This is a genomic window from Mucilaginibacter lacusdianchii, from assembly GCF_009770985.1.
Lineage (GTDB): Bacteria > Bacteroidota > Bacteroidia > Sphingobacteriales > Sphingobacteriaceae > Mucilaginibacter > Mucilaginibacter lacusdianchii.
On sequence record NZ_WSRW01000003.1, the window covers coordinates 394,738 to 410,189 of the forward strand.

Annotated in this window: 15 protein-coding genes; 11 read left to right on the forward strand and 4 right to left on the reverse strand. The window is 36.1% G+C overall.

Annotated elements, in window-relative coordinates:
• Nucleotides 1-418 precede the first annotated feature (418 nt).
• Together GPM24_RS15105 and GPM24_RS15110 are read left to right on the forward strand one after the other, a co-directional pair.
• The gene (locus tag GPM24_RS15105; RefSeq protein WP_158827661.1) at nucleotides 419-925 is read left to right on the forward strand and encodes a hypothetical protein; all 507 of its coding nucleotides are present in this window, start codon (nucleotides 419-421) and stop codon (nucleotides 923-925) included.
• Between the two features lie 82 nt (nucleotides 926-1,007).
• Nucleotides 1,008-1,517, forward strand: coding sequence for a hypothetical protein (locus GPM24_RS15110; protein ID WP_158827663.1), 510 nt, complete (start codon nucleotides 1,008-1,010; stop codon nucleotides 1,515-1,517).
• Nucleotides 1,518-1,542: 25 nt separating this feature from the next.
• On the opposite strand, the gene GPM24_RS15115 is transcribed toward GPM24_RS15110, so the two are convergent.
• The gene (locus GPM24_RS15115) at nucleotides 1,543-1,785 is read right to left on the reverse strand and encodes a helix-turn-helix domain-containing protein (RefSeq protein WP_158827665.1); all 243 of its coding nucleotides are present in this window, start codon (nucleotides 1,783-1,785) and stop codon (nucleotides 1,543-1,545) included.
• A 145-nt stretch (nucleotides 1,786-1,930) separates the two neighbouring features.
• Here GPM24_RS15115 and GPM24_RS15120 point away from each other — a divergent pair, with 145 nt between their 5' ends.
• From GPM24_RS15120 to GPM24_RS15160, 9 genes are all read left to right on the forward strand, one after another.
• The gene (locus GPM24_RS15120; protein ID WP_158827667.1) at nucleotides 1,931-2,116 is read left to right on the forward strand and encodes a hypothetical protein; all 186 of its coding nucleotides are present in this window, start codon (nucleotides 1,931-1,933) and stop codon (nucleotides 2,114-2,116) included.
• 102 nt (nucleotides 2,117-2,218) lie between these two features.
• On the forward strand, nucleotides 2,219-3,031 hold the full coding sequence (locus tag GPM24_RS15125; RefSeq protein WP_158827669.1) for a hypothetical protein: 813 nt from the start codon (nucleotides 2,219-2,221) through the stop codon (nucleotides 3,029-3,031).
• Nucleotides 3,032-3,120: 89 nt separating this feature from the next.
• Nucleotides 3,121-3,477 (forward strand): DUF6717 family protein, encoded by a 357-nt coding sequence (locus GPM24_RS15130; protein ID WP_158827671.1) that lies wholly within the window; start codon nucleotides 3,121-3,123, stop codon nucleotides 3,475-3,477.
• 348 nt (nucleotides 3,478-3,825) lie between these two features.
• Nucleotides 3,826-4,254, forward strand: a complete 429-nt coding sequence (locus GPM24_RS15135; protein WP_158827673.1) for a hypothetical protein — start codon at nucleotides 3,826-3,828, stop codon at nucleotides 4,252-4,254.
• A 765-nt stretch (nucleotides 4,255-5,019) separates the two neighbouring features.
• Nucleotides 5,020-6,003: a hypothetical protein gene (locus GPM24_RS15140; RefSeq protein WP_158827675.1), complete on the forward strand. Its 984-nt coding sequence runs from the start codon at nucleotides 5,020-5,022 to the stop codon at nucleotides 6,001-6,003.
• Between the two features lie 314 nt (nucleotides 6,004-6,317).
• Nucleotides 6,318-9,437, forward strand: coding sequence for a pentapeptide repeat-containing protein (locus GPM24_RS15145; RefSeq protein WP_158827677.1), 3,120 nt, complete (start codon nucleotides 6,318-6,320; stop codon nucleotides 9,435-9,437).
• A 403-nt stretch (nucleotides 9,438-9,840) separates the two neighbouring features.
• Nucleotides 9,841-10,560: an N-6 DNA methylase gene (locus GPM24_RS15150; RefSeq protein WP_158827679.1), complete on the forward strand. Its 720-nt coding sequence runs from the start codon at nucleotides 9,841-9,843 to the stop codon at nucleotides 10,558-10,560.
• A 78-nt stretch (nucleotides 10,561-10,638) separates the two neighbouring features.
• Nucleotides 10,639-11,562 (forward strand): hypothetical protein, encoded by a 924-nt coding sequence (locus GPM24_RS15155; protein ID WP_158827681.1) that lies wholly within the window; start codon nucleotides 10,639-10,641, stop codon nucleotides 11,560-11,562.
• Between the two features lie 899 nt (nucleotides 11,563-12,461).
• A complete protein-coding gene (locus GPM24_RS15160) occupies nucleotides 12,462-12,917 on the forward strand; it encodes a hypothetical protein (protein ID WP_158827683.1) in 456 nt (151 codons plus the stop codon).
• A gap of 624 nt (nucleotides 12,918-13,541) precedes the next feature.
• On the opposite strand, the gene GPM24_RS15165 is transcribed toward GPM24_RS15160, so the two are convergent.
• The 3 genes from GPM24_RS15165 to gntA form a co-directional block, all read right to left on the reverse strand.
• Nucleotides 13,542-13,889: a hypothetical protein gene (locus GPM24_RS15165; RefSeq protein WP_158827685.1), complete on the reverse strand. Its 348-nt coding sequence runs from the start codon at nucleotides 13,887-13,889 to the stop codon at nucleotides 13,542-13,544.
• A 170-nt stretch (nucleotides 13,890-14,059) separates the two neighbouring features.
• Nucleotides 14,060-14,647, reverse strand: a complete 588-nt coding sequence (locus GPM24_RS15170; protein ID WP_158827687.1) for a DUF1989 domain-containing protein — start codon at nucleotides 14,645-14,647, stop codon at nucleotides 14,060-14,062.
• A complete protein-coding gene (gntA, locus tag GPM24_RS15175; protein WP_158827689.1) occupies nucleotides 14,644-15,354 on the reverse strand; it encodes a guanitoxin biosynthesis heme-dependent pre-guanitoxin N-hydroxylase GntA in 711 nt (236 codons plus the stop codon). The genes GPM24_RS15170 and gntA overlap by 4 nt, the downstream gene beginning before the upstream one ends.
• Nucleotides 15,355-15,452 lie beyond the last annotated feature (98 nt).

Below are 15,452 nucleotides of genomic sequence, written 5' to 3' on the forward strand. Positions count from 1 at the left end.
CAATGTGCAGCCTTCTTTGTTTCTATAATAATTATATTTTATATGTCAACCATCGCAACCTTATACGTTAACCACTTCCAAACACCCCTATACCCAATTTGGCTCCCTCCGGCCTTCAATTCTAAGCCTCGGCTTCTATTAGCAGTTAAATCTGTTATTTTTCGGTCCATCTCTGGAAAAAATCTTTTGAGAGGTTTAACCACGCCTCCAGGTCTGAAATTACCGCCCTGCGTTGATTACGGGAAAAGCGAAAAATATCTAAGGTGAGTGCACTCCGTGCGCTTTGCTTTCTTGAAAAAGCTGATCCTACAGCAAGCAATCACTTTTGCTCAATACCTTCCATGACTAGTGCCTCAAGCACTTTCGTCCGCTAAACATTGCCTGCCACAATCCTCATTTCACCTTTAAAAGTAAACCTATGGAATTCACCGACAAATCAAAGTCTAACTCTTATTCCTATGACTTATCCAAGCATCCACCTAAGCTCAGACGCTATTCTAAACGCTGGCGGGTGGCAAGACTTAAATGGAACCAAAACTCCGTTCATCAAGCTAACCTGTCTACCGAAAGGCAATACAAGGATATCTTAATCAAGATCAAGAAGTGCTATATCCCGGAAGGTACACTATACTTTGAAAAGGATTACCGTAATGATAATTCAGAGAATGCTTTCAGTATGCACCGGTTCTATACCAACAACTTCTCCATTGAGCTGGATTGTGATTTCCTTTATTACTATATCGTGCTTTATGACTTTGATAACTGTCCTTACGAGCAGGAATTGCAACAACTTATTGATGCTTACTTCATAGAACTGAAAACAGAAAGGTGTCATCACAAGCCATCCCTAAATGCTTACTTTGATGTCATCAGAAACTACCAATCGCAAGAATACTTCTTTTATCACAGAGCCGAGGCGAAGTAGCCACATTACATCACTAAACTTATTCATTCACCCGAAAGCCTGATTCATCCAAGAGTCAGGCTTTTATTTTAAAAGTAAACCCATGAACCATCAACCATCATCAACACTCACAAAGGAAGAAGTCTTAGCTTATAACAAGACTGTTCGGCAAACCTATTTTCAAATCCTTAAGCAAGCCAAAGCTATGCTGGCTGCTATTGAAGAGGAACCATTACGTTTTACCCTGATAAGGGAAGACAAGCAACCCGTCACGCAAGGTTCTATTATACATGAGATCGTAAGCCCATTGCTTTATTTACGTTTAGAATGCTATGCAGAAAACAAGCTCGGCATCCATTACGGCTTTGAGCTGTCACCAACTTTCGGTCAGTATTACCATTTGACCAATACATTTGTCCGCATACTTTATAAGTTATCGATGGCTAATGCTACACCTGTTAATATTGAGGATAGTATCAGAACAGACTATGTTCTTAATGATTGTTCTGCCTTATATGAGCATATTGAAGAAAGAGGCTGTAAGCATCATACTTTCATGCTGATACCTTATAAGGCTAAGCCAGTCAAAAGAAAGTTGAGGAAGGTAGCTTAACTTATAAATAGGAGTCTACGTACTCCTATTTAAATGGCTCATCAGGCATGAAATCTTTGATAGAGCAGTTAAAGATTATCGCCAATTTATTCAAGTGATTAAGGTTATACTTTGTGGGCGAGTTTGAACTTTCTGCTTGGCCAATAAAGCCGTTCGATACATCTAACCGTAAGGCAAGTTCAGATTGTGATAGTTTTGCTTGCTCACGCTTCTCCTTGACCTTTCTGATTACATAAGCTTCAATATCCGTTTTTAGGTTAGCTGCCATCAGCTACGAAAGAATTAAAACAATGCACAATATTTACTTAGCAATAACTAAGTATTTTCATAGCTTTGTACAAGCAACTAGTCCACTGCTTGATGATTAATCCACCGTAAGAAAGGACTGCTTCGGTACTTCAACCCTTTACCCAATGTCCGATACTACTAGAGGATGGTTAGCTTTCGCTATCCTTACTGTTGCTTTTTACGCTATTGTTTCGTTTACCCAACTGACCATTGACTTTACTGACTGGTCAGTTACTGCACGCACTGTATTAATTGCAGGTACAGTTGCCATAGGCATATTCGTCATGTGGCTCACAGACCCACCAACATAAAACTAGCGCATCCTACATTCTTTAAAAGTCAACCATTGCAAGCAATTGCATTCAACATGCATTTAACAACAATCCCTAATATATCACAACAAGATCAACACAATGAAAAAGATCATTATCCTTGCCTTATCCGTAACTACATTATTCGCCTCATGCTCAAAAAGCAGCAATGAACCAGAAACTACGCAGCCAACCCTCTTACTCAAGCGGATCACGGAAACAACAGACGGTACACCAGTAGTCAACATAGAGTTGACTTATAATGGTAAACAGCTTACCAAAGCCAGCTACGAAAAGAATGCGAATGGCAGCTTTGCTATAGAGCATAACTTCACTTATAACAGTTATGGCCAGCTTACCGGCATGAACGTTACCTCAACCATTCCGCAGCCAACTTATAAGAAAGCAGACATTACTTATAACGGGAATGACCTGGCTCAGGTTAGCTTCACCCGTTATGACAACACTTTAACCAAAGTATCTTACACTTATAATAATGGTAAGCTGGCAACAGAGAAAATGGAGAATACAGGCAGTACCATCAATAGTCAATATACTTATGATGCAAGCGGACACAATACAAAGCAAACTTATAGCAGTATATCAGGCGGACAAACCTTAAACGGCACTTATGAGTTCAGCACGTTCGATGATAAGAAAAGTTTGATCTCAGCATTGCCTAGCTGGATATACTTCAAAGCTTACAGCTACGATATGCAAGGTTTGGGAGATGCGTTTGGTACGAACAATGCACTCACTGGTAAACTTACAGCTACAGGCGGCACTTATCCAACTAATGAAACCTATACTTACAGCTACACCTATAACAGCTATGGCTATCCGGCTACAATGACAAGAAAGGACAATACAGGTTCTATACAGTCATTCAGCTATGATTACATTGAAGTGAAATAGCAATTTCGACCACATTCTTTAAAAGTCAACTATGTTGAATACAGAGCTTACCTGTTTGGGTAGGCTTTTTTATATTATCTTTAACAGTCATGGAATCAAATAACGTACAGCAAACATTAACTTTTGAAAAAGAACATACCGGAAGATGGTATGTGGTATTACCTGAGTGGACAGGAGGCAAGGCGGCATTGGAAATGGTAGAAGGTGCAGATACGATGCTGGATATCATGGCACAAGGTGAAAAGGAAGTAACACTTACAGTAAGTGAACAACCTTTTGAAGATGCCAATAAACTGATTTTAACGGAAGACTTATCCAATAGTATAGGTGGCGGTATGTACCTTTTAAAAGATTATCAGGGTGGTGAAATTAACCATAAGATGTGGTTATGCGAGGTGATCACTTATGTGTTTAAGAAATTGCCACCAGTAGTTTATTTCAAATAAAGCTATTATAAGGAGCTTGGTAAACAAGCTCTTTTACTTTTATATGAGTATATACAAAAGTTGTATTGGTGGTATAACAAGTTTTAAATAGTCACTGCAAAAACATTGTATCAGCAATATAACAATGTGAGCTTACACCAGTGCCAGAACGGTCAAAACCATAGTATTCCCTTTCTCACAGGAGTTGCTTATGGGTAGGTATACTATTTTGACTTCATTGTGTTTGTGTTGGAAAGATTTGTACTTAAGTAAAAGCATATGTAGATTTAAGCCTTAGTGACAATTCGAGCAAAGCAAATCCCACTTATAGTTGTAGCGGTAGTGTTATTATGTATTAATTACGTTACTGTGAAAAGGTTGCTTATAGGCAGAAGTGAGCTAACTAAGGTCACCGGAACCATTGATAAGCAATATAGGTTCTATACGGAAGGAAGAAGTTCATCTGTATCCATCGTAATAAGCTTAAGTGACCATCGTCGTGAATTTGCCATACAAGACACAAAGGAACGTGCATTTAAGTATTTGTCAACGCACGATGTGCAGGGCAGTGAAGCAACTATCCTTTATGATGAAGACGGGTTTACTGGTTACAGTGATAGGATATTTCACATTTACGAACTGTATATCGGTAAGCAGCAGTTAATGACACTAGATGAAGCTAAACACCCTAATATAGTAGGACTCGAAATATTATCAGTGTTTGAAGTCGTTGCCATTGGAGGCGCATATCTGGCTGAAAGAAGTAAACGCAAAAAGTTTAGTATACAAAGTAGTTGAATACTCTTACCTAAGCCTTCACTTGCCTTACCCGCTGATGGGTTGCCTAAGACGGGATAAGACAAGCTCTGCTTATGTCGCTCGGTCCAGGGCCAACCGCACCACCCACGAGGAAGATAGGTATTACGCAACACCTAAGCTTCTCAAAAGCAACCGCCAGATGTCGTTACGTTCAACAAGCTTTTCAAGCACGTTTCACTGCACTGCTCCTGCGCTCAATGCCACACATTTTTATTTCAACCCCCTTACTCTAATACCACCCGCAATAAAAATGTGCAGTTATTCTTTGCCCTGGCTACGCAATCTGTCACTTGCTTTGAGTGTAAGCAAAGGTGCTGCCCCATGAAACCTTTCTTTGTCTCTGCTTGCATTACGCTAACGCTACATTACAACCAAAGTCAATCGGTTTCCTCAATTTTACTCACCTACGCATCGGAGAAGACTTCTAAACTGTCATGGGATTTGATAACACTTCTGCACATGCCCTATGTTCAAATCCAACGCCAGTATCTTGTGAAGCATACTTTGTAGCCGCACTACGTGCTATTCCTACAAAGATCTTCTCCTCAGTTCGTAGGTCGGTTCGCTGCTTTGCTTATTGATCAATTAACTAAATATTCTAAAGTTTGAAGCTTTGTTCTATATGATATTTTACCATCACTAAACCTGTTGTTTGGTCTCCAGGTGGCTTGTGAGAGGATAATTATTTTGTTGGCATTATAAACATACAGTATATTTACTGTAAATATCCTTATCACATATTACATGCAGCCCAATGTTTTTGTCAGAAATGCGTTTTTTATAATAATAGGCACAACAATCCTTATAGTTAAGTCGGATGTGATTGAAGCTTTATACGGTTTTAAAAATCCACAATCCGCATTAATTGTAAGTTTAAGTTTAACGCTCAGTTCGGTTATCTTCCTTTTATTTGGTATCTCAAGGTTCCTTTTTTTTTATCTACAAGGCAACTTTAATAAGCCAATTCCAAAACAAACTGAGATAAATATTTTCTCTAGGTTAGAAAAGATAGACGAAGCTGTAGCAAAACTTGCGCAAGAAACTCGATTAGATGAAGATGCTCGAAAACACTTAAATGAAAAAATTGAAGAATTAAGTACAGAAGAGTTTCTGAAGTCTGTTGAAGGCAAATATGAAGAAAGGCTATTCGAAAAGGCTAAGCTGGATTATATCTTTACAGAGTTAAAAGCAATCAATGAGAGGTTTTCAACGGAAGTAAAAAGAATACATAGAATCAGCAATATTAATCTTGTACTTGGTTTTTGTACAACAGTTATTGCAATAACATTTTTAGCGATATCTCTTTTAACAACAGACGATGCTACAAAACAAATATTTGATCTCTTAAGCGTAGACACAGATAAAGAAAAGGATGTACAAACCCTTTTGCCTTTATTTCTTATCAAATTTTTGCCTAGATTATCGGTTAGTATCTTCATAGAGCTTTTCTCCTTTTTCTTTTTGAGAATGTATAAAAAAAATATTGACGATATTAAGTACCTGAATAACGAACGAACAAATGTTGAGTTAAAGCTTCTATCGCTTATTACCTCGTTAGTTAGTGAAGGTTCTCCCTCGCTTGATGTAATTCTAAAAGAACTAAGTAAAACTGAAAGAAACTTTATTTTAAAGAAAGATGAGAGTACAGTTGAAATTTTAAAAGAAAGAAATGAAAGCAGCTTTTATAAAGACAGTTTAGAACAAATCACTAAAATTCTGAAAAAATAACTTTTTTTACAGAATAAGGTTAAGGATGCACATAAAAATGCTAGCCCTTCATGAAAACTTTAAATTGTTTCTTTTTAAGGCTCTAGTTGCAATCATACACAAGATACGCCCTTCATAGTCACCTTGCAACTCTCTATAGGGAGCCGTTGCTTTTCATCAAACTTAAGTTCATATGTTTAGCATTTTATTTGCCAGCTGATTGATTTTTCACAGACTAAAGTTTCTTTATATTTTGCTTGAATATATAATACAAACTAACTATTTCTACCAGATTAAATTAATTAGTAGCCTTCTACGGCCAACAAATACCATCAATGAAATTAAAGAAGTCATCCTTAGAAACCTATCAATCATCTTTTCCTGATATTATCAAACAAGTCGGTGACTATTTGAAGCTGATTGTAAGTAAGGACAGTTTAGATACTTTGACGACCTCCACTGGCACATTTGCCACATTAATAAAAGTTTTCAGTAAGCCAATAATAGACACCGTTTTTAAGCAAATAGAGTCAAAACAACTTGAAGATTATGGATTGAACATATATATTGAAAGTTCCATAGAGCTTGCCAACGAATGTCTAACAAAAATATTGGAAGATGAAGAAGTGCAATTTATTGAGGGTATTACAGAAGATCTTAATAAAGATGTAATTACGGAGTCAATAAGACGACAAATAGATATACATTCAGTAAATACAGTTTTAATATTTCAACCGAGATTTCACCCTATAGTGGTGTTAATCAAAAATATTTATTCAGATATACTAAAAAGACAAATTGTCAATGATGAGATTAATAATAAGTTCTTAAAAATGTTTAACACTAATATTAGCGAAAAAATAAAAGCAAATTTTGGTGGTAATTATTATAAACATTTAGAGGAAGTAAAAGCCTCGCATTTATCTGAAAAAGAAGCGGAAATTTTACATGAAGCTATACAGAATGCAAGAATTGGATTTGATGAAAATGAATCTTTGAATTATGTAGAATCATTCGCCCAATGGGAAGAAGTTAGTAAGATAGATATTTCTATTAACAGAATCCTTCTTGACAAAGAAGAACTATCTAAAACAGAGTCAAGTCTAATTGAAGCAAAAGAACTAATAAGGACTTATTTTGAAAGTGACAGTGAAGCGACCATTGAAAAGATATTGTTTTTAATTGCGGATTTCGGAAAAGGGAAGTCAGTCTTCTTAAAAAATTATGCATCTCAGTTAGCTAAAGAGTATCTACTCAATTCAGAAGGTTACATACCAATATATTTTAATTTAAGAGACTTTAGCAGATATCATTCTGATTCAAGAAATGGTGTAATTTATGATTTTATTGAAACTAAATATGGAGTTAAGCTAGATGACCAATATTTTAAAAGTAAACGTTATATATTCTTAGTTGACTCATTAGATGAAAGTGGTGAGTTAACTAAGCAGAGTGTTGACAAGGTTGTAAATAGTATAAAACGCATACAGAATATAGATAAAGAACACTGCAGAGAAAACAGAATTGTAGTAACCAGCAGGCCTTTTGACGAAGGACTGAAGAATCATTTATTATCCCATCAGCCTTTTCAAAAAACGGGAGACAACGGTAAACCGCAGCCACTTTTCATTTCGTTGTACGGATTTAAAAAAGATCAGTTTAATCAATGGTTGAGTTCGATGTTGATAAAAAATGAGGCCTTTCTTAATGGAGCAAGAAGCACGTATAGTATTAAAATCATTAGTTCATTAAAAGAAAGTTCTGTAGTTGACTTATATGATACATTGAGCAAAGATGAAACGTTATCATACGAAGAGCTGAAGCGACCAATCTTCGGGTATATGATTTATCAACTTTTGATAAATGACTATGACTTTTCGAAAGTAGGCAAGATTGGTGTTTATCTCTCATTTATTAACTTGTTAAGTAAGGAGGCGAAATATATACATGATAAAGACTATTCATTTAGTTTAACTGAGCAGTTTGAATGCAGAAATATCTTACATTCTGTAGCCTCGCTATGGGCTCATGAAAGGGTTTTAGGAAGGCAAGGTTCTCTTAAAAAGGCTGACATTTGTCGAGCTATGGAAGCTGATATCATCAACCCAAATGATGAAAAAGTTTTAGCAAAATATAAGGGCGAAGGCATAAACGAGATTAGCTTTTTATCGCACTCCTATTTTGGTGAAAATGACAACGTATTGCACTTTCAACATCAGTCATTTGCTGAGATCCTTCTAGCGGAATATTATCTCAAAGTTTTAATCAAGTTTTCATTAGATCGCACTGTCAACTATAATCTGGCAAGAAAAAAGTTGTTCGTAGGTCAGCCATCTGCTCAAACGTTAGATTTTTTTAAGGGGTTGCTGATGTTGTTTAGAGAAACATGCTCTGATGTTATCAATGACGACATATTAGAAAAAAGAAAACTCTTATTTCCATTTATATCCTCAATTGCTTTAGAAAAGTACAATAAAGAACTTTCCTCTGAAACGTTATTTTTTAAATGGTTTGAAAATTTTAATTGGAATAAAAGTATAAGTGAGCCACCTAAAACTTTACTTACAAACTGGTTCTTCAATCGTGAACATATCACTAAAATAGCGGACTTGTGCCAAGAAATACTTGAGGATGACAGTTATGAACTTATTATTTCAAATTCATCAAATGAAACTGCAATTTTCAACAACGAACTTACAAAGTTGAGATCTGAAGACTTAAATATAAGGCACCTAGATAAATTAATCTGTCTATTTGCCGGAAATATTTTACTCAATGATAGTAGCAATGACCAATACTTCATGAGAAGATTTTCACCTATCAGCAGTGAAGTAATTTTAAACCAACTATTAAATAAAAACTTCAAGATATTTAAAGCTTTTAAGACAAATTGCTTTAGAGGAACTATAATTAAGAGTGATAATGTCTTTGATGCTAGTAACTTAGACTTAGAAAATGTAGACTTTGCCAACTCACACTTCTCTAATGTTACGTTTAAATACTTAAATTTATTTAACACGAATTTTCGCAATTCAACATTCTATAATGTAGATTTTTCACGGGCTGATATATATTCCACAGATTTCGAAGATTGTAAATTTATGGGTGTCGCTAATTTTGCTTTATCAATAATTGGGCAAGGAGTTTTTTTTCCATATTCTCTTGCTTCAAGAATCTTTGATTTAACCAGTCCTCCAGAATTTGAAGAAGACAATTTAGACATCGAATTTATTGGTATATACACCTGTTTTGGCGATAATAAATCTGTAATTCGGTCGGAATATTATAAACCTGGGACGGACTACCTGAACTCTTTCAAACAAATAATTCAAGCATTTATCAAAAAGAACACAATAACCATGGAAGAGGTGTTAGATGGTTTTTACTTTGATAAATCGGATAACTTAGAATATACTAACAATATAGAAGATTTGTTAGAATACTTAAATTGTTAGGTTAAGCAAAGATAAGTGTTTATCAATCGCCGTTTATTTTAGAGCCTATGACAATTAGTTATCAAATGAAGTCTTCGTTGGCTTACTTTAAAGAAGCTTGAAATATTTCCTGACATTCTTTTCATTAATTAAGTGTCTGAAAACTTCGGCAATGAATCCTTTATAATCTGTTAGAAATGTAAGGGTAAATGCTTAGTTGACAATAAAATGTTAAACTATCTAATCCTCTACTCAAAGTTAGCTTCACACCCGCACGTAGTCGCTAACGCTTCAAGGTAGTATCTCGTAATTGGGTATCCATTGTCATGGAGCCTCCGTAATTACTCAATCTCCACCTTGCCTTAGTGCTGCCGTTCAGCAGTTCGTTGCTTCGAGAATTCACTCGAACATAAAACTTACTGCTATGACAGAGATTAAACCACTACTTACTGCTTTTGAACGTTTTGCTTACGGCACTTCGTTACACACTGCTTTTACTGATCTGCTGGATTGGATGCTGTTACCTTTTAAGATGCATGAGAATGCAGAAGCACAAAGTGCAGCACTGGATACATACCGCAACCATAAGAAAGTGAATGAACTTGTTGAACTTGTAAAGATAGTAGGCGACTTGTCAGAAGGCTTTAGAGATCCACTAGGTGAACTGTATATGCAAGCTATCAGCAATGGACATAATGGTCAATACTTTACACCTGAACTTATCTGTGATATGATGGCAGCCATAAGCGTCGGCAATCCAACCGATGGACAAACCGTTGCTGATTGCGCTTGTGGGAGTGGTAGAATGCTGTTGAGTGCAGCTAAGATCAACCGACACCTTAGGCTTTATGGAGCAGATCTTGATATAACATGTTGCAAGATGGCATTGGTTAACATGTTGCTGAACTCTTTACAAGGTGAAATAGCACACATGAACTCTTTAAGCAATGACTTTTATAGAGGTTACAAGATTAATACCACATTGGTGAATGGCTACCACATGCCTTACTACATTGAGTTTACCGAGCCTGAGCAAAGCTATATATGGCTTAAGCCTATAAAGGAGCAACCTAAGTTTGATAAACCGTTTGAACCTGTGAGGGCTAAGTCTCCTATTAATGGTGTTCAAGGTAGTTTGTTTTAACACTACCGATGCAAATTTTATTTGCTTATAAATGTATACATTGCAATATAGTTTACTGATACAGAATCAATAGTCTTTATGAAACCTAAAACCGTTACTAGAATCATTAATTACTTCGAGCTACAAATCAATTACCAACCATCTAAATCTTATCAAGACATTCTATTGCTGTTCTCGTTTTTGAAGAAACAAACCGATAGTAGATCGAAAGACCGATTTGTAGTAAATTCCAATAAGATAACATACTTGCATGAAGTGAAGTTTGATGCTCCTAACAAGCAAATATCCGGCAAACTCCTATTTATAAGAACAGATGTGTTTCCTGAGCTAATGAACACTGATGACGACAAAATACGTGACATCGAGGCTGCTGAAAATGAAGGTATTATCGAAACGACTCACTTCATTTTATCCTATAACGAGAACACAATTTTTGTATCACTAGAGTTCAATCAGTATGGTCCTAGAATTAGTGATTTTGTCTACTATCTAAATCATTATGGCTACAAACAAGGAATCACGAATGGAATTGATTTTCTTGCCTTATACAGAGATGACCTTAACTCCTACAAAGAGAGGATTAATAGAGTATCCTGTGTTACCGCTAAAATACATAAGAATAATATAAGTCGAATGAATGATATCGATACAGAGCTTTTTGAAGGGTTTGCTGTTGCGGAGAAAGCTTCTGAAGCCGAATATGTGACGCTAACATTTAAGTATGATTATCAACAGGCAAATGGTGTGTCGAAAATAAGAAGCAAAGTACTTAATATTATTGACAAGCTTAAATCAGATAAAAACAATGTTAATGTGTTAAATACACTTAAAGTGAAAGCTGAGGATCAAAGTCGGAATAACAAACTTAAAGAGTTTGATCTTTTAAATATTTGGGTTAAAAGCGAAGTTAACGTCGAGCAAAGATCCAAAAGTAGAGCTATTGTTTCCAGTGATATTTTAGATAAAATGAAGAAGGAACTTTTGCAAGAGTTTAACAGATGAGCAAGATTTTAGATATATACATTAAAAGGCCTTTGCTGTATGATCTCATTATATGTACCTTAATGTATCTTATTATTGGTTCAACAATTGATCACTTGAAGTACCAACTAGATTATAAAGCGGATGATCTCAAATCCATTTTGTATGACATAATTACAACTTCAATTTCTTTAGTTGGATTCATACTTGCTTCGTTGACAATAATAGTGACATTCAAAGATAATATCGCGAGGAAAGTCAAAAACGAAACATCCAAGGATACTAGTCTCAACAATCAACTTACAGGACTTGAAGTACTGTTTTCTAGTAAGCAATACAGAAGAATAGTAGGCGTTTTTACAGGTGCTGCTTTCATATTCTTATTGATTTTCTTGATTTGTGAACTTGTAAGGTTATATAGCGTAGTGTTGCCTTTGAAAGTATTGTATCGTACTTCAATATGTTCTCTACTTTTGATAGCCTTAACAGTTTTTAGATGTTTGTTTGTATTATATAAAGTTGTCAAGCTACAGGTAAATGATAGTCAATAAGAGTAGTGAAACCCATCAACCTTCCAAGCAAAGTAAAATCAGTTTTACTCGCTTCATAAATGGAATCAAACATGTGCGAACTAATACGTCGTGCAGTTACTCGAATGCTGACTTCCATATGTTGGCTTTTAAAAGATACAGGTAAACTATCAACCTCATTTTTCTAAACGGCACAATCCTAAAAAATCATCCACCACAGATTCCATAACTATGGGTTATAAAACCCTTTTTAATCAATTAAGTGTAGTGGACTTCATAATCGTTAATCCGAATTTTTAGTTGCCGGTATAAAGAAAGAAAAATGAGTTTTCGTGGATAGATCATCTACAATTACTTATTATAAGATAAGAGTTGTAATTTGCTACCACCATGCTTAAACAATACTTCTGCTACTTCCTCTACGGATTTATTATCTTCTATCTAAATCTTTTCATTTGGGGATTCTCAGCAGGTGCAGCGGACTTTAGACCTTACCTTACACTAATATCATCAGTTTTACTCTTTGCTATTGCTTCCACTTATTCATTATATAATCCTAAGATTGCAGCTATATTAGGAAGTGTTGGTATAGTTGGAGCAACACCTTTTGCTGCTTATATAGTTACTGATTCTCTACAAGGTAAATTAAACGTTTTTGCACTTTTCATAATTGTAACACTGGCATTGCTGTTTGTATTAAGCACTCTATTCACTGTTATGACATTAAGGAAATACAAAGAACCATCTTCCAGGTCGACTACGAATAAATATTTACGAATAATACTAACTGCTTTACCACTTATTTTAATCGTTTGGTGGATAGTAGGTGTATTTATCATTAGATAAGTTTCACTCAAGTTTGGACTACCATAACTTTTAATCCAAGGTATTTCCCTCCGGTATAAAGTAAGAAAAGTGAATAATCGTGGATTGAAGAAAGAAGAAAATCATAAAATTATTCAGCAAAGTTACGCCCATAGCTGCTGTAGCGTGCAAGAGCTTCCGGCATAAACCCACAATGCAACCGCACTACCTATTTATTCCTTTTCCATCTTGCACTTGATTGCTATAAGCGTGTTGTGGCACCATAATTCTTTTATTCACTTTAAATAATTAGTTATGGTAGATACATCTTAAACACATTTCGTCATTACACGCCAAAGGCGTACATTAGCATTGCAGTTCATTAATTTATTAACTCGGTTGCTGATGTTTGTACATAGTTTGTACAACTGCACATAAACAAGTCAAAAAAGGCTATTGTGATACCATAAACGAATATATGACCTCTAGCTTCTAAGCAGTAGGTCTTTGGTTCGAATCCAAACGGAATCACTTATAAAAGCCTTCTCATGATGAATGAGAGGGCTTTTTTGTTTGCGTTTAAATTTGAAATCAACTGAGCTACAGAACCCCGCAAGTGTTTTGCGTGCAAATTGCTTGCAAATTTTTATAAGTGCATAAACATTGTCATATCAACTCTCCAAGTTGAATCTTACATTCTTGCTTAAACTTTACCATAACTTCCTTGGGAGGAGGTGCTAATATAGAATCGGGGTAAACTTTCTTTAATTTCGAAATAACGCAATTACAATATTCTCTCCTAATTTCAGCACTCTCATTAATGAGCTGTTTGTCGTAAGCTTCTTTAATTAATTTCTCAGCTTCTGGTGACCATTTGGTACAAAATGGTTTCATTTTGGTGTGCTTACCTTCTCTTTTGTGCTTACAAACATACGCTGTTCCTGTTTTTGCATTGAGAGTTTGTATGCTATCCTTTGAAACAGAACTACTACTTTCAGGTAAATCCTGCTTCAATCTACATACATTAAATTAGAAAAACTACCAGCTGTTAGGTGCATGAAATGCACCTAACAGCTGGTAGGCCTAAGCTTAACTTCAGTTTAGGCTTGGCGCGGTAAGAGAAATGCAAACCGCGTGCCTATAACAAAGTTTAAATTCACTTTTATGATTTGTTTGATGGCCTATTATAAATCAGGTTGAACCTCATAGCCAATAGGCTTAAATGAATAGTTGTTTGACATTTCTGCCGAGCAGGCCGTCATACCAACAATCAAATCCATCTGCGCCTCAATCACAATATGATCGCCTGCTTTACTTTTTGGAGGCAGTACACTTATTTTTCCGCTCTCGCCATCTACTGCCACATGCATAAACACGTTAAAGCAAATGGGGATCTCGTCGGGCGTAATGCCGTAAGGTGCTAAAGCTTCACACAGGTTGCCAAAGCAACCTCGGTGGGGGTTGGTATCACCGTATATTATACGAAATGTATCGGCACTGCACGGGGTCAGTAAAAAGTCATGTCGTCCAACCGTATCTTCTACAATTTCGAACATAATATTGCTCCGGTTAGAGTAAAACGGATTGCCTTTAGTCAGGAAAATTGTTTCTGCATAGTCAATCGTTCGACCAGAGGAAAGGTATTCTTTGGTATCATGCTGGTTAAAGCAGATAAAATCAGAAACCTGCTCGCCTTGAATATCGGTGATCAGAAGGCGCTCGCCTTTTTTGAGTGTAAAGGCAGCTCCGCTGCGTGGGGGTATGGTGTTCATAGAGTGTTACGTTTGAATGGGCATTGCCAAGTGCTATCGTATTTCATGCCGCTGTATTGATAAACTTCAGATGCTGTTCCGAAATCTTGCAGCATGGGATTGATAGAACCGCTTAAGGCAACATCTTTTTTACGCACTATGTTTTTCATTTTATCATATCGCTCCAGATATCTAAGTTCTTCAAACTGGTCATGGGGGTTAAATACAATTACTGGATAGTTAAACCGCCGGGCCTGCCTGCTGCTGTCGGCATGAAGACCGATAACGAAAAAGGCCTCTTCTTTTAAAGAAAAACTAAAATTTTCGGATTGGGGGTCAGAACTTACACGCTGATCATAGCCGTATCTTTTGGCGTCAAGGTTAGACAGCGATTGCAGGCGCATCCACAGAAAACTCTCAAACGTCGCTTCATTAATACCTGTTGCATCAGGAAAAATGACACAGGCAGTATGGAACTGCGCCTCAGACTTGCGATAATTATCTACAAAATCATAAATAAAGTCCAGAATAGCAGCATCATCTTTAGGACAAGCTAGATGACCGGCTACAAATAGCTTCATGTGGTCTTTATTTAGGGCGGCTTTTGCTGCTACACATGGAAATGATGGGTCGTCGATGAACGCTTTAAATTCTTCTTTGATGTAGTCTTGCTCTGCTGATTTAAGCAGTCTATCTTCTAAATTTTCGGTCGTATCAATCGGTCTCATAACAGGTAAATTTGCAAAGCCCGTGCCATTGGTAGGCGTATAACTTCACCTGCATTATTATAAAGTGCGTTTAAATGAGATAATTTGATGGCTGAATT

Bases quoted from the DNA above. Each gene is read 5' to 3' on its own strand.
- GPM24_RS15105 (WP_158827661.1), top strand. From the start codon at position 419: ATGGAATTCACCGACAAATCAAAGTCTAACTCTTATTCCTATGACTTA.
- GPM24_RS15110 (WP_158827663.1), top strand. From the start codon at position 1,008: ATGAACCATCAACCATCATCAACACTCACAAAGGAAGAAGTCTTAGCT.
- GPM24_RS15115 (WP_158827665.1), bottom strand. From the start codon at position 1,785: ATGGCAGCTAACCTAAAAACGGATATTGAAGCTTATGTAATCAGAAAG.
- GPM24_RS15120 (WP_158827667.1), top strand. From the start codon at position 1,931: ATGTCCGATACTACTAGAGGATGGTTAGCTTTCGCTATCCTTACTGTT.
- GPM24_RS15125 (WP_158827669.1), top strand. From the start codon at position 2,219: ATGAAAAAGATCATTATCCTTGCCTTATCCGTAACTACATTATTCGCC.
- GPM24_RS15130 (WP_158827671.1), top strand. From the start codon at position 3,121: ATGGAATCAAATAACGTACAGCAAACATTAACTTTTGAAAAAGAACAT.
- GPM24_RS15140 (WP_158827675.1), top strand. From the start codon at position 5,020: ATGCAGCCCAATGTTTTTGTCAGAAATGCGTTTTTTATAATAATAGGC.
- GPM24_RS15145 (WP_158827677.1), top strand. From the start codon at position 6,318: ATGAAATTAAAGAAGTCATCCTTAGAAACCTATCAATCATCTTTTCCT.
- GPM24_RS15150 (WP_158827679.1), top strand. From the start codon at position 9,841: ATGACAGAGATTAAACCACTACTTACTGCTTTTGAACGTTTTGCTTAC.
- GPM24_RS15155 (WP_158827681.1), top strand. From the start codon at position 10,639: ATGAAACCTAAAACCGTTACTAGAATCATTAATTACTTCGAGCTACAA.
- GPM24_RS15160 (WP_158827683.1), top strand. From the start codon at position 12,462: ATGCTTAAACAATACTTCTGCTACTTCCTCTACGGATTTATTATCTTC.
- GPM24_RS15170 (WP_158827687.1), bottom strand. From the start codon at position 14,647: ATGAACACCATACCCCCACGCAGCGGAGCTGCCTTTACACTCAAAAAA.
- gntA (WP_158827689.1), bottom strand. From the start codon at position 15,354: ATGAGACCGATTGATACGACCGAAAATTTAGAAGATAGACTGCTTAAA.